At 66.6% G+C, this 25,505-nt stretch carries 19 protein-coding genes; 7 read left to right on the plus strand and 12 right to left on the minus strand.

Annotated elements, in window-relative coordinates:
• Positions 1–39 precede the first annotated feature (39 nt).
• Genes ACH49N_RS26230 through ACH49N_RS26240 form a run of 3 tightly spaced genes read left to right on the plus strand, consistent with a single transcriptional unit; the run spans position 40 to position 2,973 of the window.
• The gene (locus ACH49N_RS26230; RefSeq protein ID WP_358277536.1) at positions 40–894 is read left to right on the plus strand and encodes a tryptophan 2,3-dioxygenase family protein; all 855 of its coding nucleotides are present in this window, start codon (positions 40–42) and stop codon (positions 892–894) included.
• Positions 891–2,126, plus strand: a complete 1,236-nt coding sequence (locus tag ACH49N_RS26235; protein ID WP_397504793.1) for a kynureninase — start codon at positions 891–893, stop codon at positions 2,124–2,126. Before ACH49N_RS26230 ends, ACH49N_RS26235 begins: the two co-directional genes overlap by 4 nt.
• Positions 2,110–2,973 carry a PaaX family transcriptional regulator C-terminal domain-containing protein gene (locus tag ACH49N_RS26240; protein ID WP_358277538.1) on the plus strand — a complete coding sequence of 288 codons (864 nt, stop codon included), beginning with the start codon at positions 2,110–2,112 and terminating at the stop codon, positions 2,971–2,973. Before ACH49N_RS26235 ends, ACH49N_RS26240 begins: the two co-directional genes overlap by 17 nt.
• A 4-nt stretch (positions 2,974–2,977) precedes the next feature.
• Here the strand turns inward: ACH49N_RS26240 and ACH49N_RS26245 are convergent, their stop codons facing one another.
• The 10 genes from ACH49N_RS26245 to ACH49N_RS26290 all read right to left on the minus strand — a co-directional run bounded on the left by ACH49N_RS26245 (position 2,978) and on the right by ACH49N_RS26290 (position 20,047).
• On the minus strand, positions 2,978–3,427 hold the full coding sequence (locus tag ACH49N_RS26245) for a flavodoxin domain-containing protein (protein ID WP_358277540.1): 450 nt from the start codon (positions 3,425–3,427) through the stop codon (positions 2,978–2,980).
• Between the two features lie 37 nt (positions 3,428–3,464).
• Positions 3,465–5,234, minus strand: coding sequence for a sulfite reductase subunit alpha (locus tag ACH49N_RS26250; protein WP_358277542.1), 1,770 nt, complete (start codon positions 5,232–5,234; stop codon positions 3,465–3,467).
• Complete coding sequence (locus ACH49N_RS26255) at positions 5,231–10,720, minus strand: glutamate synthase-related protein (RefSeq protein ID WP_358277543.1); 5,490 nt, start codon at positions 10,718–10,720, stop codon at positions 5,231–5,233. The genes ACH49N_RS26250 and ACH49N_RS26255 overlap by 4 nt, the downstream gene beginning before the upstream one ends.
• Positions 10,721–11,093: 373 nt before the next feature.
• Positions 11,094–11,489, minus strand: coding sequence for a nitroreductase/quinone reductase family protein (locus ACH49N_RS26260; RefSeq protein WP_159920792.1), 396 nt, complete (start codon positions 11,487–11,489; stop codon positions 11,094–11,096).
• 44 nt (positions 11,490–11,533) lie between these two features.
• Positions 11,534–12,910: a dicarboxylate/amino acid:cation symporter gene (locus ACH49N_RS26265; protein ID WP_159920794.1), complete on the minus strand. Its 1,377-nt coding sequence runs from the start codon at positions 12,908–12,910 to the stop codon at positions 11,534–11,536.
• A gap of 190 nt (positions 12,911–13,100) precedes the next feature.
• The gene (locus ACH49N_RS26270; RefSeq protein WP_250770481.1) at positions 13,101–14,561 is read right to left on the minus strand and encodes a CYTH and CHAD domain-containing protein; all 1,461 of its coding nucleotides are present in this window, start codon (positions 14,559–14,561) and stop codon (positions 13,101–13,103) included.
• The gene (locus ACH49N_RS26275) at positions 14,561–15,553 is read right to left on the minus strand and encodes an isopenicillin N synthase family oxygenase (protein ID WP_250770479.1); all 993 of its coding nucleotides are present in this window, start codon (positions 15,551–15,553) and stop codon (positions 14,561–14,563) included. The genes ACH49N_RS26270 and ACH49N_RS26275 overlap by 1 nt, the downstream gene beginning before the upstream one ends.
• A 100-nt stretch (positions 15,554–15,653) precedes the next feature.
• Positions 15,654–17,159: an MFS transporter gene (locus ACH49N_RS26280; RefSeq protein WP_358277546.1), complete on the minus strand. Its 1,506-nt coding sequence runs from the start codon at positions 17,157–17,159 to the stop codon at positions 15,654–15,656.
• 220 nt (positions 17,160–17,379) lie between these two features.
• Positions 17,380–18,588, minus strand: coding sequence for an enhanced intracellular survival protein Eis (locus ACH49N_RS26285; protein WP_358277548.1), 1,209 nt, complete (start codon positions 18,586–18,588; stop codon positions 17,380–17,382).
• Between the two features lie 76 nt (positions 18,589–18,664).
• The gene (locus tag ACH49N_RS26290) at positions 18,665–20,047 is read right to left on the minus strand and encodes a DUF2252 domain-containing protein (RefSeq protein ID WP_358277550.1); all 1,383 of its coding nucleotides are present in this window, start codon (positions 20,045–20,047) and stop codon (positions 18,665–18,667) included.
• A gap of 115 nt (positions 20,048–20,162) precedes the next feature.
• Between ACH49N_RS26290 and ACH49N_RS26295 the strand changes: the two genes are divergently transcribed.
• Positions 20,163–20,795, plus strand: a complete 633-nt coding sequence (locus ACH49N_RS26295) for a hypothetical protein (RefSeq protein ID WP_358277563.1) — start codon at positions 20,163–20,165, stop codon at positions 20,793–20,795.
• On the opposite strand, the gene ACH49N_RS26300 is transcribed toward ACH49N_RS26295, so the two are convergent.
• Both ACH49N_RS26300 and ACH49N_RS26305 read right to left on the minus strand, forming a co-directional pair.
• Entirely contained in the window at positions 20,753–21,649 is an 897-nt protein-coding gene (locus ACH49N_RS26300) for a dienelactone hydrolase family protein (RefSeq protein ID WP_358277552.1), read from the minus strand. The two genes, ACH49N_RS26295 and ACH49N_RS26300, sit on opposite strands and share 43 nt — an antisense overlap.
• Before the next feature lie 60 nt (positions 21,650–21,709).
• Positions 21,710–22,099 (minus strand): VOC family protein, encoded by a 390-nt coding sequence (locus ACH49N_RS26305; RefSeq protein ID WP_250770466.1) that lies wholly within the window; start codon positions 22,097–22,099, stop codon positions 21,710–21,712.
• A 121-nt stretch (positions 22,100–22,220) separates the two neighbouring features.
• Between ACH49N_RS26305 and ACH49N_RS26310 the strand changes: the two genes are divergently transcribed.
• The 3 genes from ACH49N_RS26310 to ACH49N_RS26320 all read left to right on the plus strand — a co-directional run bounded on the left by ACH49N_RS26310 (position 22,221) and on the right by ACH49N_RS26320 (position 25,361).
• Positions 22,221–22,970: a DUF429 domain-containing protein gene (locus tag ACH49N_RS26310; RefSeq protein WP_358277554.1), complete on the plus strand. Its 750-nt coding sequence runs from the start codon at positions 22,221–22,223 to the stop codon at positions 22,968–22,970.
• Between the two features lie 60 nt (positions 22,971–23,030).
• A complete protein-coding gene (locus ACH49N_RS26315; RefSeq protein WP_159920810.1) occupies positions 23,031–23,486 on the plus strand; it encodes a tellurite resistance TerB family protein in 456 nt (151 codons plus the stop codon).
• Positions 23,487–23,936: 450 nt separating this feature from the next.
• Entirely contained in the window at positions 23,937–25,361 is a 1,425-nt protein-coding gene (locus ACH49N_RS26320) for an aldehyde dehydrogenase family protein (protein WP_358277556.1), read from the plus strand.
• Positions 25,362–25,505 lie beyond the last annotated feature (144 nt).

The following is a 25,505-nucleotide window of genomic DNA, read 5'->3' on the forward strand; positions in this document are numbered from 1 at the left end:
CGAGGGCCCGGTACTCGAACACCAGCAGTGAGGACAGTCATGGGCGTGCAGGCCAACACCAGAGCCATCGAGAAAGACATCGTCACCGACTTCAGCGAGCGCATGAGTTATGGCTCGTACCTGGACCTCGACACCCTGTTGAGCGCCCAGAAGCCGGTGAGCCGCCCGGAGCACCACGACGAACTGCTGTTCATCATCCAGCACCAGACCACCGAACTCTGGCTGAAGCTCGTCCTCCACGAAACCCTCGCGGCGCGTGCCTCTTTCGACGACGACGACATCGGTAAGGCGCTCAAGTGTGTGGCGCGCGTGAAGCACATCCAGAAGACGCTGACCGAACAGTGGTCGGTTCTCGCCACGCTGACGCCCACGGAGTACTCCGAGTTCCGCCAGTTCCTCGGTAATTCGTCCGGGTTCCAGTCGTACCAGTACCGCGCGGTCGAGTTCGTGCTCGGCAACAAGAACGCGGGAATGCTGAAGGTGTTCGAAGCGGATTCTGCCGCCCACGATCTGCTGGGGCGGCTCCTCGCCGAGCCCAGTCTCTACGACGCGTTCTGGCAGTGCCTGTCGCGGCTGGGATACGACGTGCCGGCATCCGCGCTGAACCGCGATGTGACCGCCGCCTACACACTCAACAAAGACTTGATGCCCCTGATCAAGTTCGTCTACGAGAACCACGACGACCACTGGGCCGTTTATGAGGCGTTCGAGGAGTTCGTCGATCTCGAAGAGAACTTCCAACTGTGGCGCTTCCGGCACATGCGCACGGTGCTGCGCACCATCGGCATGAAAACCGGGACCGGAGGTTCGAGCGGAGTGGGATTTCTGCAGAAGGCACTGGAGCTGACATTCTTCCCGGAACTGCTGGCCGTGCGCACCGAGATCGGACGATGATGACCACGTCCACCGATGCGCTGACCACCCGCGCCGAGCACCTCGACGCCGCGGACCCGCTGCGTTCCTACCGTGACCTGTTCATCGGCGCCGATGATCCTGCGGTGGTGGCGTACCTCGACGGCAACTCGCTCGGACGGCCCACCCGGGCGAGTGCCGAGCGGATCAACTCCTTCGTCACCGGGGCCTGGGGTGGCCGGCTCATTCGCGGCTGGGACGAGGAGTGGTTCGAACTCCCGATCACCATCGGCGACACCCTCGCGCGGGTTGCGCTCGGAGCGGCTCGCGGGCAGACGACCATCGGTGATTCGACGACGGTCCTGCTGTACAAGCTTGCCCGCGGGGCCCTCGCGTTGCGGCCGGGGCGCACCGAGATCGTCGTGGACCGCGACAACTTCCCGACGGACCGGTACGTGCTGGAGTCCATTGCCGGAGAACTCGGGCTCACGTTGCGGTGGATCGAGTCGGGTCGGCGCAGTGGCGTCAGCGTCGACGACCTGGAATCCGTCGTGTCGGAACACACGGCGCTCGTCGTTCTCAGCCATGTCGCATACCGCTCGGGCTACCTGGTGGACGCCGCCGGGGCTGCGCGCGTGACTCATGAGGCGGGCGCACTACTGCTGCTCGACCTGTGTCACTCGGTGGGGTCGGTTCCACTCGAGCTCGACAGCTGGGGTGTGGATCTGGCGGTCGGGTGTACCTACAAGTACCTCAACGGCGGGCCCGGGTCACCCGCGTTCGCGTACGTCCGAGCCGAGCACCAGGGGAAATTTGTTCAGCCGATCTGGGGTTGGATGGGTCGCGACAACCCGTTCGCGATGGCCCAGGGCTACGAACCGGCCCCCGGCATCCGTCGGGTGATCAGCGGAACGCCGTCGGTCCTCGGCATGCTCGCGATGCAGGACACTCTCGCACTGATCGACGAGGTCGGTATGGCGGCCATCCGGGCCAAGTCGGTGGCACTGACGGAGTACGCGCTCGAGCTCGTGCGAACGTTGCTGTTTCCGCTGGGCGTGGAGATCGGATCGCCGGAGGATCCTGCCGAGCGGGGTGGTCACGTCATCATCGATCACCCGCGGTTCGAGGCCGTCATCGAGAAGCTGTGGTGCAAGGGCGTCATCCCCGACTTTCGTGCCCCCCACGGGTTGCGTCTCGGCCTCAGCCCTCTGAGCACGAGATTCTCCGAGGTGTGCGCCGGAGTACTGGCGATCCGTGATGAACTCACCGCCTGAACCGGCAAGCGCGATCCTCGACGACTTCGATTCGCGACCCGGCAGCGCGACGTCGCTGATCCGAACCGTCCTCGGCGCGTACGTGCGCGACCTCGGCGGGTGGATGGCGATCGCCGACTTCGTCGGATTGATGCAGGCCGTGGGCATCCCGTCCGAATCGACGCGCATCGCGGTGACCCGCTTGAAGAAGAAGGGGGTGCTGCGGGCCCGCGTCTGCGACGGGCGGAACGGGTACAAGGTGACCGAGCAGGCGGAGGCGATGTTCAGCCGCGGCGATCCGCGGATCTTCGGCTTCCGTCAGATGGCGGAAGGCGACCCCTGGCGTCTGATCTCGTTCACCATTCCCGAAACGCAACGGGCCGCGCGACACCAGTTGCGCAGGCGGCTCGGGTGGATCGGGTGCGGAACGGTGTCACCGGGTCTGTGGATTGCCCCCGAATATCTTGCGGAGGAGGTGGGGGACATCGTCGACGCGCTGGGTCTGTCCGCGTATGTGACTACCTTCGTGTCGACGTCGATGTTCGTGCCCGACTCGCAAGCGGATGCGGCAGCGAGGTGGTGGGATCTCGACGGCATTGCTGCTCGCCACCGGGACTTCCTGACCCGTCACCGCGCCGCTCTGTCGACGACAGAGGAGGTTTCACCGCGCGAGGCCTTCGTTCGTTTCGCTCCGCTGCTCGACGAATGGCGGATCATCCCGTACATCGACCCGGGACTCCCTGCCGGAATGTTGCCCGACGACTGGCCCGGCTCCGACAGTGTTCGCCTGTTCGCGTCGGCGCGGGACCGTTACCTCACCGGAAGCCGAGAGTGGGTGCGCAGCATCCAGTCCCGACTCCCGGCGTGAGCGCCTATCCCAAAAATTCCTCACCGATGATCTTGGCCCATTCCTCGGCCTGGTCCTTGGGGCGGATGCTGCTCGAGCCGTCGTGTCGGCCGTGTTCGCCCACCTGGACGGCGCCGAGGGAGACGAGCTTCTCGGCGAGGATCTCGCCGCCCCGGTTGTAGGTGTCTTCGTAGACCTTGTCGCCGAGGCCGAAGAGCGCGAAGCGCAATCCGTTCAGGTCCGGTTCGTCGTGGTCGAGTCCCTCGAAGAAAGGTTCAGCGCCGGTGGGCAATTCACCCTCACCGTAGGTGGAGCACACGATGACGTGGAAGTTCTCCGGGTCGAGATCACCGGCGTCGTACTCCATCATGTCGTACAGGGACGTGTCGTCGTAGGTGCCGAGCACGTCGGCGAGATGATCGGCAACCAATTCGGCGGTACCGCCCTCGCTACCGTACAGAATCACCACTGCCATGGTTCTTGCTTCTCCTCGTAAGTCGGTGCGGCCGTGCTCAGTACACGTCGCGTAGGTAGCGCTTGTCCTTCTTGAGCTTGTTGACGTACTCCGACGCGTCCTCGGCCGAGAGACCGCCGTGGGTGGCGATCACCTGGTGCAGCGCGCGGTCGACGTCCTTCGCCATGCGGGTGGCGTCGCCACACACGTAGAAGTGGCCGCCGTCCTCGAGCCAGGCGAAGAGGTCCTTGCCGTTCTCGAGCATCCGGTTCTGGACGTACACCTTCTCGGCCTGGTCACGGGAGAAGGCCAGGTCCAGGCGGGTGAGGAGACCGCTGTCGCTCATGGCGCCGATCTCGTCCTCGTAGATGTAGTCGGACGCGCGGTGCTGGTCGCCGAAGAACAGCCAGTTGCGCCCCGCCGCGCCCCGCGCCCGGCGTTCCTGCAGAAACGCGCGGAACGGTGCGATCCCGGTTCCGGGCCCCACCATGATCATCGGCGCGTGGTCATCGGCGGGCACGCGGAACGACTTGTTCTTCGACACGAAGATTCCACCGGTACCGCCCTCGGCGACGCGGTCGGCCAGGTACGTCGAGCACACACCGCCGCGGTCGCGCCCCGCGGAGGTGTGCCGGACGCTGGCCACGGTGAGGTGCACGCTGCCCGGGTCGGCGAGGGGACTCGACGAGATGGAGTACGCGCGGTGCTGCAACGGCTTGAGCACGCCCACGAACTCGTCGGCGGTCATCGACAGCGCGGGAGCGAGGAGGAGCAGATCGAGGACGTCCTTACCCCACAGCCACGCGTCGAGCGCCTCCTTGTCGTCGTGCCGGAGAACGTGAGTCAGTTCGTCGTTTCCGGCCCGCTTCTCGATTTTGTCGAGGAACTCGTGGGACGGCGTGGAGATTTCGTAGCTGTGCATCAGCAGATCGCTGAACGGGCGTTCCTTGCCGGTGACGGCGGCGTCGGCGGGAATGCCGAGCCGCGACACCAGAGCGTCCACGAGCTGCGGATCGTTGACCGGCATCACACCCAGGGCGTCGCCGGCCTCGTACTCGAGACCGCTGTCGGCGAGCGCGAACTCGTAGTGCCGGATCTCCTTCGCGGAGGCGTCACCCGACAGTCTCCGATTGACGGCCAGCGTGGACACGTAGGGGTTCTTGCGATTCCACTGCGAACGCTTACGCGCGGGCTTCGCGTCCGGCGCCGCGACATCGGCGACCGGCGACTCCCCGCGAATGCCCTCGACCGCCGCCAACAATGGCAACGTTTCCGCCACCCAGGCGGCAGCGGCGTCCTCGTAGTCGACGTCGCAGTCGACGCGCGGAGTGACGCGGCGGGCGCCGAGCTGCTCGAGCCGGGTGTCGATCATCTTGCCGGCCTGGCAGTACCCGTCGTAGCCGGTGTCACCGAGTGCGAGCACCGCGAAGTCCGTGGCCTCGAGACGGGGCGCGGTCTCGGCCGACAGTGCCTGCCAGAACAGTTCCGCGTTGTCGGGCATCTCGCCCTCACCATAGGTGGAGGTGACGACGAGAACACGCTGCATCGACGCCAGGGCGTCGACCTCGACGTCGTCGAGCGCACTGACCACCGGTGCGAAGCCGTGCGAACGTGCCGCGGCGGCAGCATCTTCCGCGACGCCCTCGGCATTGCCGGTCTGGCTGCCGTACAGCACGTGGACAGCGGGGAGTTGCCCACCGGAGGCGGCGGGTGCGGCGGAGCTGCTGCCGACCGCGAGACGCGAGCTCATTCCGGCCAGGAAGCCGGTGAGCCACACGCGCTGATCGTCGCTGAACGGCGCGTCCTGGGGGATGTACGGCATTTTCATGAGGGAACAGCGTCCTTCGTGGGGATCAGGTCGGGCAGAGCGTGCTGAGCGAACAGTTCCTCGAAGCCGGGCAGCCGGCCGATCTTGTCGACGTTCTTCGCATCCTGGTGCAGGATCCAGCCGTACGTGCCGGGCGCGTCGATGGACCGGACGTTGCGTTTGCGCAGGGCGTCCTTGTAGTCGGCGAGACGCTTGGCCGCCACCATCACCGCCAGGTCCTCGTCGCTGTAATCCTTCAGGGCTTCGCGGGCGTACCGCTGCAGTCGCTGCATCAAGAAGAAGTCCTCGGTGAGCAGCAGGTTGCGCACGGCCTTGTCGACCGCCGGATCGGACGGGTCGGTGGCCCCCGGCAACTTCGACAGCGCCATTTCCTGCGCGGCATTGAGCACCGTGTAGTTGTTGAGCAGCGCGAACATGGCTTCAGTGTCGGCCTCGCCGTAGCCGGGAACGGCGCCGCCCAGAACTGCGTGTCCGTCGCGGTAGTCCAGCTTGAACTTGCGCACCTGGTGGGCCACCAGCGCGGCCGCGAGTTCGTCGGCCAAGTCCTTGCGCGACTTGGCTTTCAGGATCTCGTCGCTGTCCTGGTACTGCAGCAGCGCACGCGGCATGCCGTACACGAAGTGGTGCTGTTCGGTCTCCCAGTTTTCGAGTAGCCAGGCCGCCTTCGCGGACCCGGTGGCCTCGAGGTGCCAGCCGAGCAGCAGGTGCACAGCCTGGTGGTGCAGTGCCGCGTGCTCGTCGTCACCGGTGATCGAACCGAGCAGGATGGAATCGGCACTGGCCTTGCCGGCGAGCTTGCCCTCGGGGTCGTACTGGTAGACGAACCCACCGCTCATGCCGTTGCCGACACCCTTGCCGAACCCGCCGAGGTTGAGCACCGCGCCGTTGGTCATGTACTCGCAGGCGAAGTCACCGACGCCCTCCACGACTGCGGTGGCGCCCGAGTTGCGGACGGCGAAGCGGTCACCGGCCTGACCCTCGACAAACAGGCGTCCGCCGGTGGCCCCGAACAACGCGAAGTTGCCGATCAGGACGTTGCCGCCGGCTGCGGTCGACCCACCGCCGGGGGAGCGGACGACGATGCTGCCGCCACACGCCCCCTTGCCGACACCGTCGTTGGCGGTGCCGGTGTGGACCAGAGACATTCCGTCGTTGCTGAACGCACCGTAGGAGAGGCCGGCAGACCCGGAGGTGGCGATCCGGACGCTGCCCTCGCGCAGGTAGCCGCGACCGCGCTCGTCGCGCAGCACCGCCGGCAGATCCTGTTCGGTCAGTTCGTGATTGAGCATGCGTTCGATGTCGACGGCCAACTGTGCGCCGACGCTCTTGTTGCGGTTGCTCAGTCGTACACCGTCACCGAGTTCGACGGTGCGCTCGCCCTGCTCGACCAGGGCCGCCCGCAACTGGACGAGCCAACCGTCGTCGAGCGTGTAGTCCTTCTCGAGGTACACCGGATCGCCGATCGTGACCTCGTCGACTACAGCGAGCATCGCCCGCAGGTCGAGCTGGCCGACGCTCGACGGGTGATCGAGCAGGTGCAGCAGGTCGGACCGGCCGCGAGCCTCTCGCAGCGAGGTCATGCCCAGTTCGGCGAGCACCTCCCGCGTCTCGTGGGCGATGTTGAGCAGGTACTGCGCCATCGCCCGCGGGTCACCGTCGAACAGTTCCGGGTTGGTGGTGAGGCCGGCGGGGCACTTGACGTTGCAGTTCTTGGCCATGACGCACTTGAGCATCATCAGCGCGGTGGTCCCGAACTCGAAGCTGTCGGCCCCGAGGAGCGCAGACTTCACCACGTCGCTCGCCGTCTGGTGTGCGCCGGAACACCGGAGCAGCACCTTCTGCCGTAAGCCGTTGGCGCACAGCGCCTGGTGAACCTCGGCCACGCCGATCTCGGCGGAACGCCCGGCGTACTTGAGGCTGGTGACCGCAGCGGCGCCGGTGCCGCCGGTGTTGCCGGCGACGTTGATGACATCTGCGCCCGCCTTCGCGACACCGACCGCAATGGTCCCGATGCCCTCCGACGACACCAGCTTGACGATCACGCGGACCCGCGCGGCCTTGCAGTCGTGGATCAGCTGAGCCAGATCCTCGATCGAGTAGGTGTCGTGGTGCGGGGGCGGCGAGACCAGCTCGACGCCGGGGGTCCCGCCGCGCGCGGCCGCGATCTCGACGGTCACCTTGGGGGCGGGAAGCTGCCCGCCCTCACCGGGCTTGGCGCCCTGCGCGATCTTGATCTCCAGCTCTTCGAGCATGGGATCGGCCAGGTAGCCGGCCCACACGCCGAACCGGCCCGAAGCGAACTGCTTGATCCGCGAACCGCGGATGGTGCCGTAGCGAGAGATGTGCTCGCCGCCCTCACCGCTGTTCGACATTCCGCCGACCATGTTGGTGCCGTGCGCGACAGCCTCGTGCGCATTGGAGTTCAGCGCGCCGTGGCTCATGGCCCCGGAGGTGAGGAACGGCGTGATCTCACTGGCCTTCTGGACCGTGGCGAGCGGGATGCTGGGGGGTGCGGTGCGCAGCAGGGCCAGGCATCGCAGCGCCTCTCCGGACGCCCGTACCACCAGGGCATCACCGTCGATCCGATGCTCGCACAGGTCGCCGAACCGCAGGACCAGTGACTCGCCCAGTGCGGCAAGCACGGTGGGGTCGCCGGCGTGCGGGCCGGTGAGCCGCAGGCGGAACTCGTCGTCCCCGACCTGCTCGGAGGCGAGCCCACGGACCGCGAAGCTGTTATTGCCCTTACGGGAGAACCGGCCCATCTGCCGGCGGAACTCCTGCGCGGTGGTGAGGAAGGTGACGTCGGCGGGCAGGTCGAGGACGTCCCGCAGCGCGGCGGGGCGGCGGGTGCGCTCCTCGGCCATGGTCCGGACGAATGCCCGGTAGCCGGGGGTGATCTCGAACCCGTCGATCGCCTCGGGGGCGAGCTTCTGGAAGCCGGCGTTGCGGTAGGCGTCGTCGTCGAGACCGAACGCGTCCTCGAGCCGGTTCAGGGGAAGCAGGCGCAAGGACTCGGTGTGGTCCTGGGTGCCGGCGGTGTCGAAGGCGATCGGCTCCTCGGTGAGGTCGACGAAACCGCGTACGGCAGCCGTGCCGTACGAGTGCCCGGCACCTTCGGCGCGCTCCTTGAAGAGGCCGAGCAGGGGGACGTCCTTCTCCCCGGTGACGGTCGCAGCCCTCGCGTGCCAGTCGGCGACGGCCTGGGCGATCACGGCGAATCCCACGCCGCCCACAGGCGTCTTGACGTTCGCGAAGAAGCGGCGCAGAACCGGGTCGTCGGTGTCGAGGTAGTTGGGTTCGAAGAACTCGCCGCCGATGTAGCTTTCGGCGGTGCACAGACCCACCCGGCCCATCGTCTTCATCAACGACTTCTCGGCCGCCTTGGCGAAGCGGGTGAACGCCTCATCCGCGTTGTCCGCGAACTTCTCCTCGGCCCGCAACCGGACGGCGAGGGGGTAGATCGCGGCGGCGCCAAACCCCAGGGCAGCGGCGACATGGTGCGAGGAGGAAATCTGCCCGCTCTCGGCCACCACCGACACCCGCAGGCGCAGGCCCGCCTCGATCAGCCGCTGATTGACGGCCGAGATCGCGATGATCATCGGCAGGGCGGCGCGGTCCGTGGCGACGTGCCGGTCCGTGAGGATGGCGATGCCGCCGCGCTCCCGGGCGAACGCCTCCACCTCGTCGCCCAACCCGTCCACCGCCGCCTCCAGCGCGGCCGCGTTGGCAGCGGCGTCGCCGGGAACAGGGCTGTAGAGCATCGGGAAACGCTGCACCGGTGTGTCGGTCTGCTTGCGGATCCGCAGCATGTCCAGATGAGTGAGGATCGGCGACGGCACCACGATCTGCGGGGCAGACTCCGCACCACTGTGCAGCTTGGCGCCCAGCGCGACTCGCAGAGTCATGCCGTCCGACTCCCGGATGCTGTCCAGTGACGGGTTGGTGACCTGCGCGAAACGCTGCGAAAAGTACTTGGCCACACCGCCTTCCTGATCGGACAGTGCGTTGATGGCGTTGCCGTAGCCCATCGCGGAGATCTTCTCCTGACCCGAAGCCAGCATCGGGTCCATCATGAACTTGAAGCTTTCCTGGTTGTGCGAGTACGCGACGTACCGCTGATGGCGTTCCAGGTCGCCGTTGTAACGCAGAGGGCCGGGCTCGGCCTCCACCTCGGGCAGGGCGTCGATCGTGCGGCGCGCCTCGGCGACGAGGGCGCGGTAGTCGTGCCGTGCGGCCAGCAATTCGAGCGCCTCGTCGGAGGAGTACGCGCGGCCCTCGCGGTGGTCGAAGTACAGCATGCCGCCCGCCTCGATGCGGCCGCGGTGACGCACCGTCTCGGGGTCGAAGTCGATCTGCCCGGCCTCCGAGGTGACGCACAGGTAGTCGTCTGTTTCCACGCTGCGCAGCGGACGCAGCCCCAGCCGGTCGAGACGCGCTCCGACGACGGTGCCGTTCCCGAAGATGACCGCGGCCGGGCCGTCGTTCTTCTCCTCGTAGAGAGAGAAGTACTCGAGCATCGCCCGCACCTCGGGGGAGAGGTTCGTGTCGTTTTCCCATGCCGGGGGCATCATCGACACCACGGCGGTGACGAGGTCGAGGCCGTCCTCGACGACCCGGCTCTGCAGCGTCTGATCGAGACGGCAGCTGTCCGACTGGCCGTGCGGACGCACGATCTCCCGGTTCCGGGCACGGGCGACGGCCGTCTCGGAGAGGCGGTTCTTCTTGTCGGTGTTGAGTTCGCCGTTGTGCGCCATGAGCCGGAACGGCTGCGCCATCGTCGGGTGCGGGTCGGTGTTCGTGGAGAACCGGGTATGGAAGAACAGGGTGTGAACGGCGTGCGCCGGATCGACCAGGTCGCAGAAGTACGGGATCACTTCGTGCGAATTGAGGCGACCCTTGAGCACCTGGGTGCGGGCACTGAGCGAGAGCGGGTACATCCCGGCGAGGTCGGGCTGGGTGTAGGCGACGGCCTCGATGGCGAGCAGGGCGTCGTGGATGCGGCGGTCGAACTCGACTCCATCCGTACACGCCTCGGGAGCGGTGAACACCCACTGCCGAATGGGCAGCTGGTACTTGATCGCGGCCGGACGCAGGACGGTGGCGTCGACGGGGACGTCACGTTCGAGCAGCACCTCGAAGCCCTGCGCGGCGAGTGCCTGCTCGATGACGGCCTCGGCGTCGGCGTGGAACGCGACGTCGGTGGGGAGGAAGAAGTTGCCGACACCGAAGCGGCCGGATTCCAGCTCACCCCGCCCGGTGAGGGCGCGGAAGAAGGGCACCGAGAGGTCGACACAGATTCCGGCCCCGTCGCCGACGCCCTCGGCCGACATGCCACCACGGTGAGGAACAGCACACAGGGCCTCGTTGCCCAGGGTGAGTATCTCCGGGGTCTGCACGCCATCCTTGCGGGTGATGAAGCCCACGCCGCAGCTGCTCTTGTCGAGCGTCTTGTCGTACAGGCCGAACTCACTGGCACTCGTCTTCAACCGACTGGCTCCTCGCGATACTCGCCGAAATGGGGTCCGTGCAGCACACGGGTGGCGTCGGCGAGAGGATCACGGCGGAGAACCGGCCCCGAACCGATACGCCGGTGAGGCAGACGTCGTTGTCTGTGGTGCGGACCCTGACGAGTCCACGCGAAACCGCAGATTAGCGGAGGCTAAGTCCCTACTGCAAGCGGCTCGTTTCCCAGCCACCGAGCGCTCGCAAATCCGCTCCCGATGTGCGGGCAGAACGCCTAGTTGCGAATGTCACACCTGGCCAGGACGCTGGGCCGACTCGTAGATGCACGGACATTGGTCGGGTGCCGACGCTTCTGCGGGTGCGGATGACTATTCCGTGGGCGGATGTGAGGGCATCTCAGTCGGTGAGATCGATCCGCACGGTCAGGAGGTCGGTGCCGACCGCCCGGACCGCCGCGCTGTTGAGCCGCGGGAGCTGCGCCAGCCGGGCGACGGCGTCGTCGTCGGGCAGCAGCGTCGCGGTGCCGGTGTGCCAGGTGCCGTGCAGTCGCAGCCGCACCGCGTTGTTCGCGCGAATGTTGCGGATGTAATGAGAACGCTCACCGAACTCGGACACCAGCCAGAATTCGGTGCCCTGTCGTCGGCCACCGATGGGCGTGACGCGGGGCTGTCCGCTGACGCGGCCGGTGGTCTCGAGGAGCGTCTGGCTCGACAGTCGCGTGGAGAGCGGGTTGGCGACGTGCCGCTGGAATTGCATGACGATCCGTCGTTTGATCGCGTCGAGGTCGGCCATGACGAGAGCCTTCCACGTGGGGAAGGCTCTCGTCGAGCGTTTGGCTACGACGCTGCGACCGCGTCGTCGTCCTGGAACGGGTCGCCGGTCCGTTCGGCGTTGTACCGGGCCTCGTCGAGGATGCCTTCACGCTTGGCGACGATCGTCGGGACGAGTGCTTGACCGGTGACGTTCACCGCGGTGCGGCCCATGTCGACGATCGGTTCGACGGCGAGCAGGAGGCCCACTCCGGCGAGGGGCAGTCCCAGCGTCGACAGGGTCAGCGTCAGCATGACCGTGGCACCGGTGGTGCCTGCGGTGGCCGCCGACCCGATTACCGACACCACCACGATCAGCAGATAGTCGGTGACGGACAGCGGCACTCCGTAGAACTCGGCGACGAAGATCGCGGCGATGGCGGGGTACACGGCGGCGCAGCCGTCCATCTTGGTGGTCGCTCCCAGGGGGACCGCGAACGACGCGTACTCCCGGGGAACGCCGAGATTGCGTTCGGTGACGCGCTCGGTGAGGGGGAGTGTGCCGATCGACGACCGGGAGACGAACCCGAGCTGGGTGGCGGGCCACACGCCGGAGTAGAAGGCACGCACCGACAGCCCGTGCGCGCGGATCAGCACCGGGTAGACGACGAGAAACACCAGCGCCAGCCCGATGTAGACGGCTGCGGTGAACCAGCCGAGCGAGCCGATGGCATCCCAGCCGTAGGTGGCCACCGCATTGGCGATCAGTGCGGCGGTGCCGATCGGAGCAAGGCGGATGATCCACCACAGCACCTTCTGCACGATCGCCAGCAGCGAGGCATTGAACTGCAGGAACGGCTCCGCCTTGGCCCCGACCTTCAGCGCGGCTATACCGATGGCGGCCGCCACGACCAGCAGTTGCAGGACGTTGAAGCTCAGTGACGTGCTCGCGACGCCTTCGGTGACAGTCGTTTTCGCGCCCAGGCCCAGGAAGTTGCTGGGCACCAAGCCGGTGACGAACGCCCACCACGATCCGGTGGTCACCGGCTCCTTGCCTTCGCCGGACACCGTCGTGTGGGCACCGGGCTGTGTGAGAAGCCCGACGACAATTCCGATGACCACCGCGATGAATGCGGTGATCGCGAACCACAGAAGGGTCTGCACCGCCAGCCGGGCGGCGTTGGCCACTTCCCGTAAGTTGGCGATCGAACTGACGATGGCCGTGAACACCAGCGGGATGACCGCAACGGTGAGGAGTTTGACGTAGCTCGTGCCGATGGTGTGGACGGTGCCCACGAGCCAGTTCTCGTTGCCGTCGGCGGCCGCGGGGAGTGTACGGGCGACAAGCCCGAGGATGACGCCGACGACGAGGCCGGCGACGATCTGCGGGCCGAACGAGCCGGCCCATTTCGGTAAGCGCCGAGAGGTGTTCTCGGCGCGCGTGGACAGCGCGGAACTGGGCATGGGTGTGCCTTTCGCATGAAGCCGTCAGCCGATGCCGGGTAAGGCGGGATGCGGCGGGGAAGGTTCCTGAGAGGTGTGGGAAGGGTCCGTCAGAGCGGGCGCGGACAGATGGCGCTCGCCTGCAGCCGGAGGTCGACGTAGCGTCGAGAAGTCAGGAACAACACCGAAGCGACTGTACTCGCCGACTCGATCACTTCACGAGATGGGCGGCGTCCGCGCGGGCTTGCCGGGCATTCTCGAGTTCGAGTGCGTACAGCAGGCCGAAGGTAAAACCGTTCTCGCCCTCAGTAACTCCGGCGCGCGCTCCGAGAGCGCGAAGGTTGTCGGCGGCGAGGACGCTGTCCTGGTGCTCACCGAGCACCTTCTGGACGTGCTTGAACTCGGACACCTTCTTCTCCGCTTTTCCGCCCAGCAGTGGTGTGGCCAGCTCGGCCGCGTACCTGGCGCGTTTGGCCGCTTTCCGGGCGCGGTGCAACTCCGTCGCGTCGGAATCGGCCACAGCGGCAGTGAGTCGTTTCCGTGCCTTGCGCCCCGCCCTTGTGACAGCCTTCGCGATCACTTTCGGACCGGCGCCGGGTTCGATGGTCAAGGGTGGGGCCGTACGCCATTGCGCGAGCGTCACGAGAAGATCGCGGTAGCGTGCGTCGTCGAGAGCGGACATGACGACGGTCAGGCAACGCTGCTGTTCCCCCAGCAGGTCCTGTTCGATTCGTGCGGCGACGGGACCCATGACCAGCTCGACGGGCAGGCCGGCGACCAATTCCCCGAGCCGGTGCCGTTGCACCTGACGATCGCGCACCTCGCCGAGTAGCCCCGCGTACCAGACGAGTTCGTCCTCGAGCCTCGACCGAGCATCCGGGTCGACCAGATCCTTGAACACGCGGAGAGTACTGCGGAACCGGCGAATGGCCACGCGGGTGGCGTGTATCGGATCGAGTCCGCGGCGCAGCCACACATCACCCGCAACGATTTCGTCGATCTGGGTGCCGAGATAGTCGGTGAGTGCTCGCCGTGCCGGGTTCTCGGAATCGTCGTCCGCGCGGTGCGGCTCGAGTGCCAGCGCGCGCGCCAGTTTCGACGCGTACGACGACGTGTGCGCCCCGCTCCGAACGAGGCGGCCACCGATGTCGCGCAGCAGTCGTTCTTGGCCGTGCTCCCCGAGTTCGACCTCGACTTCGCGCCACTGACTGGCAATGGCTCCACCGTTGTGGGCGGTTGCGGTGGCGCGCACCGAATCGTCCGCCAGTTCGGCCAGCGAGTTACCTGAGGAGTCGACTACACGGTGGCGCCGCCGGACGGTCGAGAGCGAGGCCACTCGCAGGAGAGGTTTGCCGAGCGCCACACCCGATACCGCGTTCGCCAGCTCGTCCGGGACGGACTCGTCACTTGTGGGCGGAAGCCGGACCTCGGTGCGGGCGTCGCCGGCGGGCACCTTGAGCTGCCATCCGAGGTCGTCGTCCCCCGAGCGGCGGCGAAGTGTCAGATGGTGACGGAGAAGGTCACGGTCGGCGGTGTCGAAGTAGACACTGTCGAGCCGGATGGTGTCGATGTCTTCCCGGCCCTGGTCGGGAACCAGGTCTCCGAGAGCCGGTACGACGAAGTCGAGGCTCACGTCGTATTTGTCTTCGCGTTCTGTCTGCTCCGCCGCCATCAGTCCAGTTTGCACCCCGCCTCTTTCGGATACCACCGGCGGAAAACATCGGGGTGCGCGCGGGTCCGGCTCTTCCACGCGTTCTCGCCGTATGTGCGGTACAACGGGTTGGCGGGGTCCCGTTCGACTCCGCGGGCTCGCGACGCCAGGTGTGGGGGCAGGGTAATCGTCGGAACTGTCGCGTCGAGTGCGGGATTGAGGAAGTACGGCACCGACAGCCGCTCCGGTGCCCCCGCCGGTGTGAGTACCCGGTGTCGGGTGGCCCGCAGATATCCACCCGTCGCGACCTCGAGTAGTTCGCCGATGTTGACCAGGAACGAGCCCGCGCGCGCCGGAGCGTCGATCCAGCTGCCGTCCTCACTCTCCACCTGCAGTCCCGTCGAGCCGGGCTCGAGGAGTAGGAGGGTCAGGACGCCCGAGTCCTTGTGGGCGCCCACACCCTGCTCACCGGTGTGATCGTCGCTCGGCCGTGCCGGGTACCGCACTACTTTGATGAGCGTGGCCGGGGCGTGAGCGAAGGCGTCGTCGAAGATGCCCGGATCGGCGTCGAGGGAGGCTGCCCAGTGTCGGAGCAGACGCATCCCGACCTCGGCCAGTGCCGCGTCGAACTGCTCGATTGTGGACTTCAGTGCTGGTAGTGCTGCGGGCCACTGGTTCGGGCCCTGCAACCGCAGGTAGTCGGTCGCATCCGGAACCGGGTCCCGTTCCGGTCCGATGTCGATCTGTTCACGCCAGTCGATCTCGCCGTTGGTCAGTTCCCCGCCGACCCGGTTATAGCCGCGGAAATGGGGACTGTCGATCATGGCGATCGACATCTTCGACTCTTCGGGCAGCGCGAAGAACTCCCGGGCAACCGAGAACACCCCGTCGAGGAGGCTGCGATCGACGCCGTGACCGTCGAGGTAGAAGAACCCGACGTGATGGGTGACTTCCCGCAGCCTCTCACGCCCGGCGGGCGTGTCCAGGTCGGCGAGGTCGATGACGGGAAGCACGTCTCCACGGTATCCCCGTGGTGAACTCCGGGCGAATGTACCTTTCGACGCGACCAGTGCGTCCGAAGGTACATTCGCCCGGCGTACTACGGGGTTGTGATCAGCGATTCAGCACTGGCTCGCTCTCGTGGACGATCACTGCCGGAGGAGCGTCGACCTGAGCGATCCTGCGGGGAATCAGCGCGGCGAGGATCGCTCCCACGGCCGCCGCTACGGCGCCGATCAGGAACGCGACCTGGAATCCCCTGTCGGTGTACAGGATTGCGCCCTGCGTCACCTCCGGCGGGATCGGGGCGATGTACGAGTTGTTCATCACCGTGAACGCGACCACCGGCAGGACCGCGGCGACGATGCTCTGTGTCACGCTCACGATGCTCGCCGTGGTGGCCTGAAGTTGCGGCGGAACGGCCTCGATCAGCAGGTTCGGCACCGCTGCGTAGGCCAGCCCCATGCCTGTGCCGGTCAGGCCGGCGAAGATCAGAAGCAGCGCTTTGGAGTCGTGCAGCTGGGCGGTGAGCAGGAATCCGGCCGACATGAACAACATGCCCACGATCATCAACAGGCGGGGTCGGACGTTCTTGCCGACCAGGATGCCGACGACGATGCCGCCGACCACCACCATGCCCCCCAACGGAACCTGAAAGATCGCGAATCCCTCGGCGCTGACCCCGAACCCGTAACCCAACCCCAAAATCGCGGGAGTCATGGCCATCATCGGGAGCAGGATGGTGAACAGCGCGCTGCAGCCGTACGCGAGCCCGGAGCCCATCGACGTCAGCAGGATCGGCCGCCTGCGGAGGACGTCGAGGTCTACGAGGGGTTCCCGCACGATCCGGGCGGAGACGAGCCAGGCCGCTACCAATGCGACGCCGCCGGCAAGGAAGGCGAGCGTCGACGCGTTCGACCAACCCCAGATCGGTCCGAAGCTGACCGCGATCAGAATGCCCGCGATGCCGCCGCCGAGGAGGACCGCACCGAGGACGTCCATTCTCGACTGCAGACGTACCGGTGATTCGTCCGTGCTGAGCAGGATGAGCACACCGACGACGCCGAGTCCGACGACGAAGAACCAGAAGATGCTGCGGAAGCCGTGATTGTCGAGGAACCAGCCGGTGAGAAACGGTGCGGGGATGGCGATGAGGCCCATGCCGCTGGTGGCGACACTGACCGACAGGGCGACGGTTTTCGGCGGGAAGATGTCCCTGATCAAGGAGTAGCTCAGGAAGATGCAGGGAATCAGCACGCCGGACAGCGACCGGCCCACGATCAAGACCGCGTAGCTGGGTGCGACCGCGGAGACGAACGATCCGAGTGCGGCAATGAACGTGCACGCCAGCAGAATCTTGCGCTTTCCGTACACGTCGGCCGATTTGCCGAGAAGGGGCCCGGTGACGGCTCCGACCAGCAGGAACGAGGTGAGCAACCACGCGCCCTGCGTAGTGTGGTAGTGCTGGGAAATCGCCGGAACCGCCATCGAAATCATGATGTAGCTGACCGCGAGAATCTCCAGCAGCAGCATGATCGAGGCCAGGGAGAAAAGTAGCCGCGGCGACCAGTTCGGTGTCTCTCCGGGCAAGTCGATGGACGTGGTAGCAGGATCTATCATCGGGGTCCTCTCGGGTACCCACACGGTCCCTGTTCGGGATTGCGCCGTGCAGTGTGTCGGTGACCGCACCCGCCCTCCATTAGATGGAAGTGCGTGGGGTGAGAAGTGCGTGTTCGATATCACACTTGGCCACGGACGCACCCACCATGGGTGTGACCGCTCAGCGGAAGAAGTCACCGCGTTGCGTCCGCTCACCGGAACAGTGCGCACGCGAACGGGTCTAGAACCCCCAGCCCATCTGCGCGGAGTATTCGGAACCGAAGGCGAGGTCCAGGGCATAGAGGGTTGACGAGTCGACGGCCCACAACCTGTTCGCTGCGGCGAACGCGCGTGCGCGGTGCGCACCGAGGTACAGGCTGCCCAGCACGTCCAGGGCGAGCACCACCTGCGGGTCCGCTTCGGTGCGGGTGCACACCGCGCGGCCGTCCCGCACGCGCAACGCGAATCGGCCGCCGGCATCGAGGAAGCCATCGTCGACCTGCATCACGACGTCGAGATCGCACCGGTATACCCGAGCCTCCAGCGCGGCGGGAACGTCCATGATCCGTACCCACAATTCGTCGTGACGGGAGGTCGTACGGACCAGCCTGCTGTCGGTCAACAGGTACGGCAGCGGATCGTCGGGAACAACGGAGGCCTCGATCCGCCTGATGAGGTCCAGTCCGAGCAGGGCCCGCCACAGGGCGATATGGCTGTCGTCGGTGACCGAGCGGAACTCCTGGACGCGCGCGGTCGTCCCGTGCTCTCCGGAGACGCAGCGGTAGAGGACGTACCCGTCGTCGTGGAGCAGTCCGAACAGACTCGTACCGCCGCCGCGCTCGTTCTCCGGGTCGGCGAAAATTCGGTCCCACACGTTGTCCGGGCGTACCTGGGCACCGGGTGTACGTCGCTGCCACCGGTCGTAGATGTCGGTGATCGACGGACGCGCCTCGACGGGGCGGACCATGCGCACACCACCGGGGTCGGGCACATGCGGATGCAGTGCGGCGAACCGGCGATCGATGCCGACCGTGGATTCGACGGTCGCCGGACCGTACCCGAACCGTCCGTAGATCCCGCCCTCGCTGGCGGTCAGAATCGACAGCGGCACGCCCGCCCGCCGGAGACGCGCGTGTTGTTCTGTGTAGAGCGCGCGAAGGATGCCCCGCCGGCGATGTGTGGGGGCAACGGTCACCGCGGTGATCCCGGCCGCCGGGACGCCGACACCACCGGGCACTGTGACCGTCATCGGAATGTCCATGGTGGCGCCCACCACGGCAGCACCGTCCAGTGCGATGACAGGACGGTCGGCGCCCACCAGTCCTTTCCAGAAGGCTGTGAGCTCCGGCGTCTGCGGCGTCGCAAAACAGATTTCGTTGAGCAGCACGATCTTCGGCCAATCCTGCTCCGTCGCCGTCCTGATCGTGATCCCGCCGGTGGTGGTCGTCATGCCCCGACACTGGCACACCACACTCTGCGCTGCACGCGAATATCAGCCGACCCGTGAGCGACGACGGCGCACAAGCTCAGGCTTGTTCGGCGGCGATCCGTCCCGAGTGCACCGCGTCGACCAGTACCGCGTGGTCGGCTTCCGTTCGATCGGCGTAGCGGACGGCGTACCGCCCGATCGCTTCGTCCAGTTCTTCGTCGCCGGCGAAGTAGCCGGCGAGTAGCCGCGGATCGAGCGAGCGGGTGTGTGCACGTGCGAGGAGGGCGCCGGCCAGGCGGCCGTAGTCGTCGAGATGGTCCTGCGCGAGACCGGTGGGATCGATGTCACCTTTGAGGTTCCGGAACTGCCGCACGATGTAGGGAAGGCCGTCGATTGTGGTCCAGCCCAGGAGAATATCCGACTCCGCCTGCACCAGCCGGGCGCCGTGCACGATCCGCTTGCCTTCGTGTTTCGGCGTGCTGACAGGCAGGTACGGCGACAGCGCCGACGGCCGAGCCTGCTTGAGCTGCAGGACGAGCGCCTCGTCCCGGTTGCCCTGCAGCAGGGCGATGTAGCTGCGCAGTCCCACACTGCCTGTTCCGACGATCCGGAAGGCGACATCGGAGACCGCGAACCGGCTGATCAGGTTGCGGCGCGACTCGCGCAGTGATTCGACATACAGTTCGAGTCCGTCGATCACGGCATCGGCAGTGGCCTGTTCGACACGTGTGAGAACCGGCGGGTTCTCCACGAATCGCCGTCGCCGTGTCCCGGTCTCGTGGTCGTCGAGTTGCTCGGTCCATTTGGCCGCCACCTTTTCGCTGGTGTTGCGGCGGGCCTTCTGCGCGGCCTTGTCGAAGTCGTCGAGCAAGTCGTCTGCTTTCGCCCGTTCGAGTGCCGACTTGTCGGGGAGAGCGTTCCACGACTGCAGGAATGGCTGTTCGGCGAGCTCACGAATGGTGCGCCGATACGAGGTGACGGCATCCTCGGCGGCCTCGATGCAGCCGCGCTCGGGAACACTGCCCTCGCGTCCGGCGAGGACCAGGCTCGCGGCGAGACGTTTGAGGTCCCACTCCCACGGACCCGGGAGCGTCTCGTCGAAGTCGTTGATGTCCATCACGATCTGTCCGTCCGGTGTCCCGTACAGGCCGAAATTGGCGGCGTGCGCGTCGCCGCACAGTTGCGCCGTCAACCCGGTGACAGGTGAACCGGCGAGGTCGGCTGCCATGAGACCGGCAGCGCCTCGGAAGAACGAAAAAGGAGAGGCGATCATCCGCCCGATCCGCAGCGGCAGCAGAGAAGTCAGCCTGCCCTCGTTGGTGGCCTCGACGAACTCGAGCACTCCGGGCCGGTCTGCCCCGGCGGCGACGTGGTCGTGCGCGCTGGACGGCACGGATGCCCGCAGTGCGTTGCCACGCGCAGCGACGTCGTCCGCCTCGACCCTCGTTCGCAGGTCGACCCGCGCTCGGTCGGTCGTCACGATGGTGACCATATCCCAGGCACTCGGCATTCGACTAAGGTCCGGTGCATGCGGAGCAAGTGTGGCAACCGTGCCGCAGGGTGAGGCCGGAACCTTCCGACGTCGGGAACCGGTCATGCGCCGGGAATCGTGGGGTTTCGCGATCGGGTCGGTGTTGTTCGCGCTCGGGGCACTGCAGGTGTACGCGGACGCCGTCGGCCGGCAGGTCGACAATGCGACGTATTTCGTCGGATCGCTGTTCTTCACGTCCGCCGCGTACATCCAGCTCCGACTCAGTGGGCGACCGGTGCCCGGTGCCGAATCCTTACGCGTCGAGCGCTACGACTGGTGGGCGGCGCTGATCCAGTTCGCCGGCACACTTCTGTTCAACCTCAGCACGGGGGTGGCACTCGTCCACGGCCTGACGGTCGAACAGGACGAAGCGTGGCAGTGGCGGCCGGACCTGTTCGGGTCGACCGCCTTCCTCGTTGCCAGTGGCCTGGCGGTAGTGGCCACCACCGAAACCGACAAATTGTGGGATCCCCATGCTCGCAACTGGCGGAGCACCTGGCTGAATATGATCGGGTCGGTGGCGTTCGGCGTGTCGGCCGTCGGCTCCTTCATATTGCCGGGAACGGACATGCCGGCCGATCCGGTGGCTGCAGATCTCGGAACGTTCGTGGGCGCGCTCTGCTTCTTGGTGGCCGCGCTGTTGATGCGCCCGCCTCACCGCACGTATTCGTCGAACCAGTCGAGTACCCGGTCATAAGCTTCGCTCGCCGCCGCGGGGTTGTAGCGTTGCCCGGTGTCGTTGAAGAAGGCGTGGTCGGCACCCGGAATCGTGACGACCTCGTGGGGCAGTGCGGCACGAGCCAATGCGGCGGCTGCGGCGTCCCGGCTCGCGTTCACCCGGGCATCGTGCTCCGCATAGATGGCCAGCACCGCGGCCCGGGAACCAGAGAAATTCGTGTTCTCCGGCAGGGGTCCGTAGAACGGGACGGCGGCGGCCAGTCGGGGTTCACCGGAGGCCAGAAGTAGCCACACCATTCCACCGCCGAAGCAGAACCCGACCGCGGCCGTTTTCTTGTTCGGCACCCGTCGTTCGAGTTCGTCGACGCCGGCCTTCATGTCGGCCACGAAGCGTTCCGGCGGCACCTTCGCCAGTGTCGCCGTGGCCTGAGCGGGATCCGTGAAGGACGCGGTGCCGCCCTCTTCGGACAACAAGTCGACAGCGAGAGCAGAGTACCCTTCCCCTGCGAATCGACCTGCCACCGAACGAATATGGTCGGTGAGCCCTTTGTTCTCATGGATGACGAGTACTGCTCCGCGGGGCGAGTCTGCCGGCGCCCAGGCTCCTTGGAGGGTTCGTCCGTCGGGTCCGGGTAGCGTCACCGATTCTGTGGCGACGGCGCCTGCCGCACCGGGTGGTGGGGATGCCTCACTGGACGCGGTGCTCGCCGCGGTCGTGCCTGGGTCGTTGGTGCAGGCGGCGAGGAGTGAGGTGGCGGCAGCCACACCGAGGCCTATCAGGCCCAGTCTTCGCAGGGCTTCTCGGCGGGTGAGGAGGCCGTCGGCATGGTCGACCGCGATCTCCTCGGCGATATAGCGTTGCAGTGGCGTCATGATCGTCCCCGTCCGAACGGCCGTTGCAGAGCATTTTCGCGCGTCCGCGCCCGACCGGACCTACGCCGGTGCGAAGAATTCCAGCGCGATGTTGTCGGGATCGCGGAACGAGATACCCGATCCGTAGTGGGCGGTCTTGATGCCTCCGTGCTCGATGCCGAGAGCGTCGAGCCGATCCCGCCACACCACCAGATCGGAACACTGGAACGCCACGTGGTCGAGCCCCACCTGCCGTTCGTCGAACGTGCTCTCGGAACTGCCGCCGGTGTGCGCGTGTAACCCGAACAGCATCCCACCGTCCAGAGCGAACACGGTGTGATGGAAGGTGCCCGACTCCTCGTCCTCGTCGAGGACGGGTGCCGAATCGAACAACGCGCTGTACCAGGCGGTGCTGGTCGGCAGGTCGGAGACCGTGATCGCGATGTGGGCCAAGCCCGGGAAACTGGACATGTGTGGCATCCCTTCTCCGGCGAAGTTCGTGCGCGGATCCATACGACAGTATCGACTTCCGCCACCCGGCACACCCAGAAACCGCTCGAGCGCACTCGGCTGGGGCGGCTAGCCTGGGACGATGCGCACCGTGGGCGTCGATCTCGCCGCCGAACCGAACAGAACGGCCATGGCAGTCGTCGAGTGGTCGGAAGGCGAGGCACGCGTCGAATCGGTGATCCTGGGCGTACGCAACGACGCCATCACCGCCGCAATCCTCGACAGCGACCGGGCGGGAATCGATGCACCTTTCGGCTGGCCCGACGCCTTCGTGCAGATGGTGTCCGCACATCATGCCGGCCGGATGGCGGCCACCGAAGAACTGTCACACCGCGCCGGCCGGCGACCCCTGACGAAACGTCGGACCGACCTCGTCGTCCAGGCTGCCACCGGCATCGCACCGCTCAGTGTCTCCGCTGACCTCATCGCGCACGTGGCACTGCGCTGCGCCGGAATTCTCGCCGAACTCGGCGACCTCGGTGCCGACGTCGACCGCGTCGAAGGCCGGGCAGTGGAGGTGTATCCCGCCGCTGCCCTGCGGCGGTGGGGACTGCTCTCGCGCGGCTACAAGCGGTCTGCGAATCGGGTGACCCTGGGAGAGTTGGTCGACACGCTTCTCACCTCGGCGCCGTGGATGGACCTCCGGGCGCACGAACCACTCTGCCGCACCTCGGACGACGCCCTCGACGCCGTCCTGTCCGCTGTGATCGCGCGTGCGGCGGCCGTGGGACGCACGGAGATGCCCGACGACGCGGACCGCAGGATCGCCCGCCGCGAGGGCTGGATCCACGTGCCCGTGGGCAGCCTGCAGTCGCTGCGGCCGACGCTGTGAACCGAAACCAGGCAAAGTGGACAGCACACGCACAGTGCGTGGCGACGACAAAGGAGACCCATGGCTTTCTGGGATCAGCTGAAGGCAAAGGCGTTCGAAATGAACGGCCAGCTCAAGACGAAAACGGCACAGTTCCAGAACAAGGAGTTCGCCAACGCCAGCATGGCTATGTGCGCGCTCATCGCCGCGGCTGACGGCACGATCGACCCGTCGGAACGACAGAAGACTGCGACGCTGATCACCAGCAACGAAGCGCTCAGTGTCTTTCCCTCGGACGAGCTGCGTCAGAAGTTCGAGTGGTACTGCAGCAAGCTGCAGTCGGACTTCGAGTTCGGCAAGATCGAAGCCACCGCCACCATCGCGAAGTTGAAGTCCAAGCAGGATCAGGCGCGGGCCGTGATTCAAATCGGCATCGTCATCGGCGGCGCGGACGGCAACTTCGACCAGCACGAGCGAAATGTGGTGCGCGACGCCTGTTTCGCCGTCGGGATTGCTCCGGCGGAATTCGAACTGTGACGTAAACGGTGGCGCGCCCCTAGAGGTGGCGCGCCACCGACTGCGACGTCGATCCCATGATCGAACAGTGGCTGACACGAGAAGTTGGCGTCACCCGGCGCAGCGGAACCTCCACGCCGGGGGCGTGGTCATCCGGGTCGCGGGTGTCAGCGGCACCAATGCCGAAGGACCTTTGCCGTGAGCTCGGCCCGACTCAGGTGGTGATGGTGATGGCGCGGTCCCCGCTGGTGCTGCACCTCGGAATGGACTTCGCGAATGATTTCGAACATCCCTCCGCCCTCCATTCTCTGCATCCTGCCCCGGAGCAGGACGCACCGGGGCGTCTGATTCCGTTTTACCCCATCGGTGGGCTTTCAGACGGGTTTCGGGCATACCTTTTCCGGCGTCGTTCGGCGGGGCCGCCGTAGGGTCGAGGCAGTGGCACAACCCGATATCGATGGAGGCTGACCGATGACCGAAGTTCTGGACCGCAGCAAGATCTACATCGACGGAGCGTGGGTCGATTCGCAGGGGACGAGGCGTATCGACGTCGTCAACCCCGCCACCGAAGAGGTCATCGCTGTGGTCGCGGACGGCACCGCAGAGGACGTCGACCGCGCCGCCGAGGCCGCCCGCGCCGCGTTTCCCGCGTGGTCGGCGCTCAGCGGCGAAGAGCGCGGCCAGTACCTGCGCAAAGCGGCCGGTCTCGTGAAGGAGCGAGTCGACGAACTCGCCGCCCTGGTATCGAGCGACATGGGGATGCCCGTGCGGCTAGCGAAGCCCGTGCAGATCGGGATGCCATTGGCGAACCTCTCTGCCTTCGCCGAACTGGCCGCCAACTACAACTTCGACGCCCAGGAGGTCGGGAATTCGCTGATCGTGCGGGAGCCGATCGGCGTGGTCGGTGCCATCACCCCGTGGAACTTCCCCCTCCATCAGGTGGTCCTGAAGGTCGGTGGCGCCCTCGCCGCGGGTTGCACCGTGGTGGTCAAGCCGACCGAGGTGGCACCCCTCATCACCTACGCCCTCACCGACATCTTCCACGAGGTCGGTCTGCCGGCCGGCGTGTTCAACCTCGTCAGCGGGTACGGTCCCGTGGTCGGGGAGTCCATCGCCGGACACCCTGAGGTAGACATGGTCTCCTTCACCGGCTCCACCCGCGCCGGTAAGCGCGTCGCCGTCGTCGCAGCCGAGACGGTGAAGAAGGTGGCGCTCGAGCTGGGCGGGAAGTCGGCCAACGTCATCCTCGACGACGCGGACCTCACCAAGGCCGTCACTGACGGGGTGGGCAAGTGCTATTTGAACTCGGGTCAGACGTGTTCGGCCCTCACCCGCATGCTCGTCCCGGCCGACAAGGGGGACGAGGCGGCCGCGATCGCTGCGCAGGTCGCCCAGAAGTATGCCGTCGGCGACCCGACCGCGGCCACGTCGGTCCTCGGGCCGCTGGTCAATTCGAATCAGCTCAAACGCGTCCGAAGCTACATCGAGCAGGGAATCGCCGAGGGTGCCGAGCCTGTTCTCGACGGACGCGAAACCGGTCAGGAGAAAGGCTATTTCGTCGGCCCCACCATCTTCTCCGGGGTCACCGAAGACATGACGATCGCCCGCGAAGAGATCTTCGGACCTGTGCTCTCCATCATCGGGTACCAGGACGAGGAGGACGCGGTCCGGATCGCCAACGCCACCGAGTACGGGCTCGCCGGCGGCGTCTGGTCCGGCGACAAGGACCGTGCCGATCGCGTCGCCCGGCGGCTACGGGCCGGCCAGGTCGAGGTGAACGGCGGCGCCTTCAACACCAACGCCCCGTTCGGTGGGTACAAGCAGTCGGGTATCGGGCGTGAAGCCGGTGTACTCGGCTTCGAAGAGTTCCTCGAGGTCAAGTCGATCCAGCGGTAGGCGGCTCCGCCGCCTGTGCGCCTTTTTGGTAGTGACTGCTACCAAAAAGGGGCTCTACTGACTCATTCGTGGGTGGGTTCGGCCGGGTAATTGTGGGCGGGCGCCCCCGAGGCTGAGCATCGCGAGTGCGATGACGGCCTCGGG

The organism is Rhodococcus sp. NPDC019647 (assembly GCF_044389235.1).
Classification (GTDB): Bacteria; Actinomycetota; Actinomycetes; order Mycobacteriales; family Mycobacteriaceae; genus Rhodococcus_F; species Rhodococcus_F oxybenzonivorans.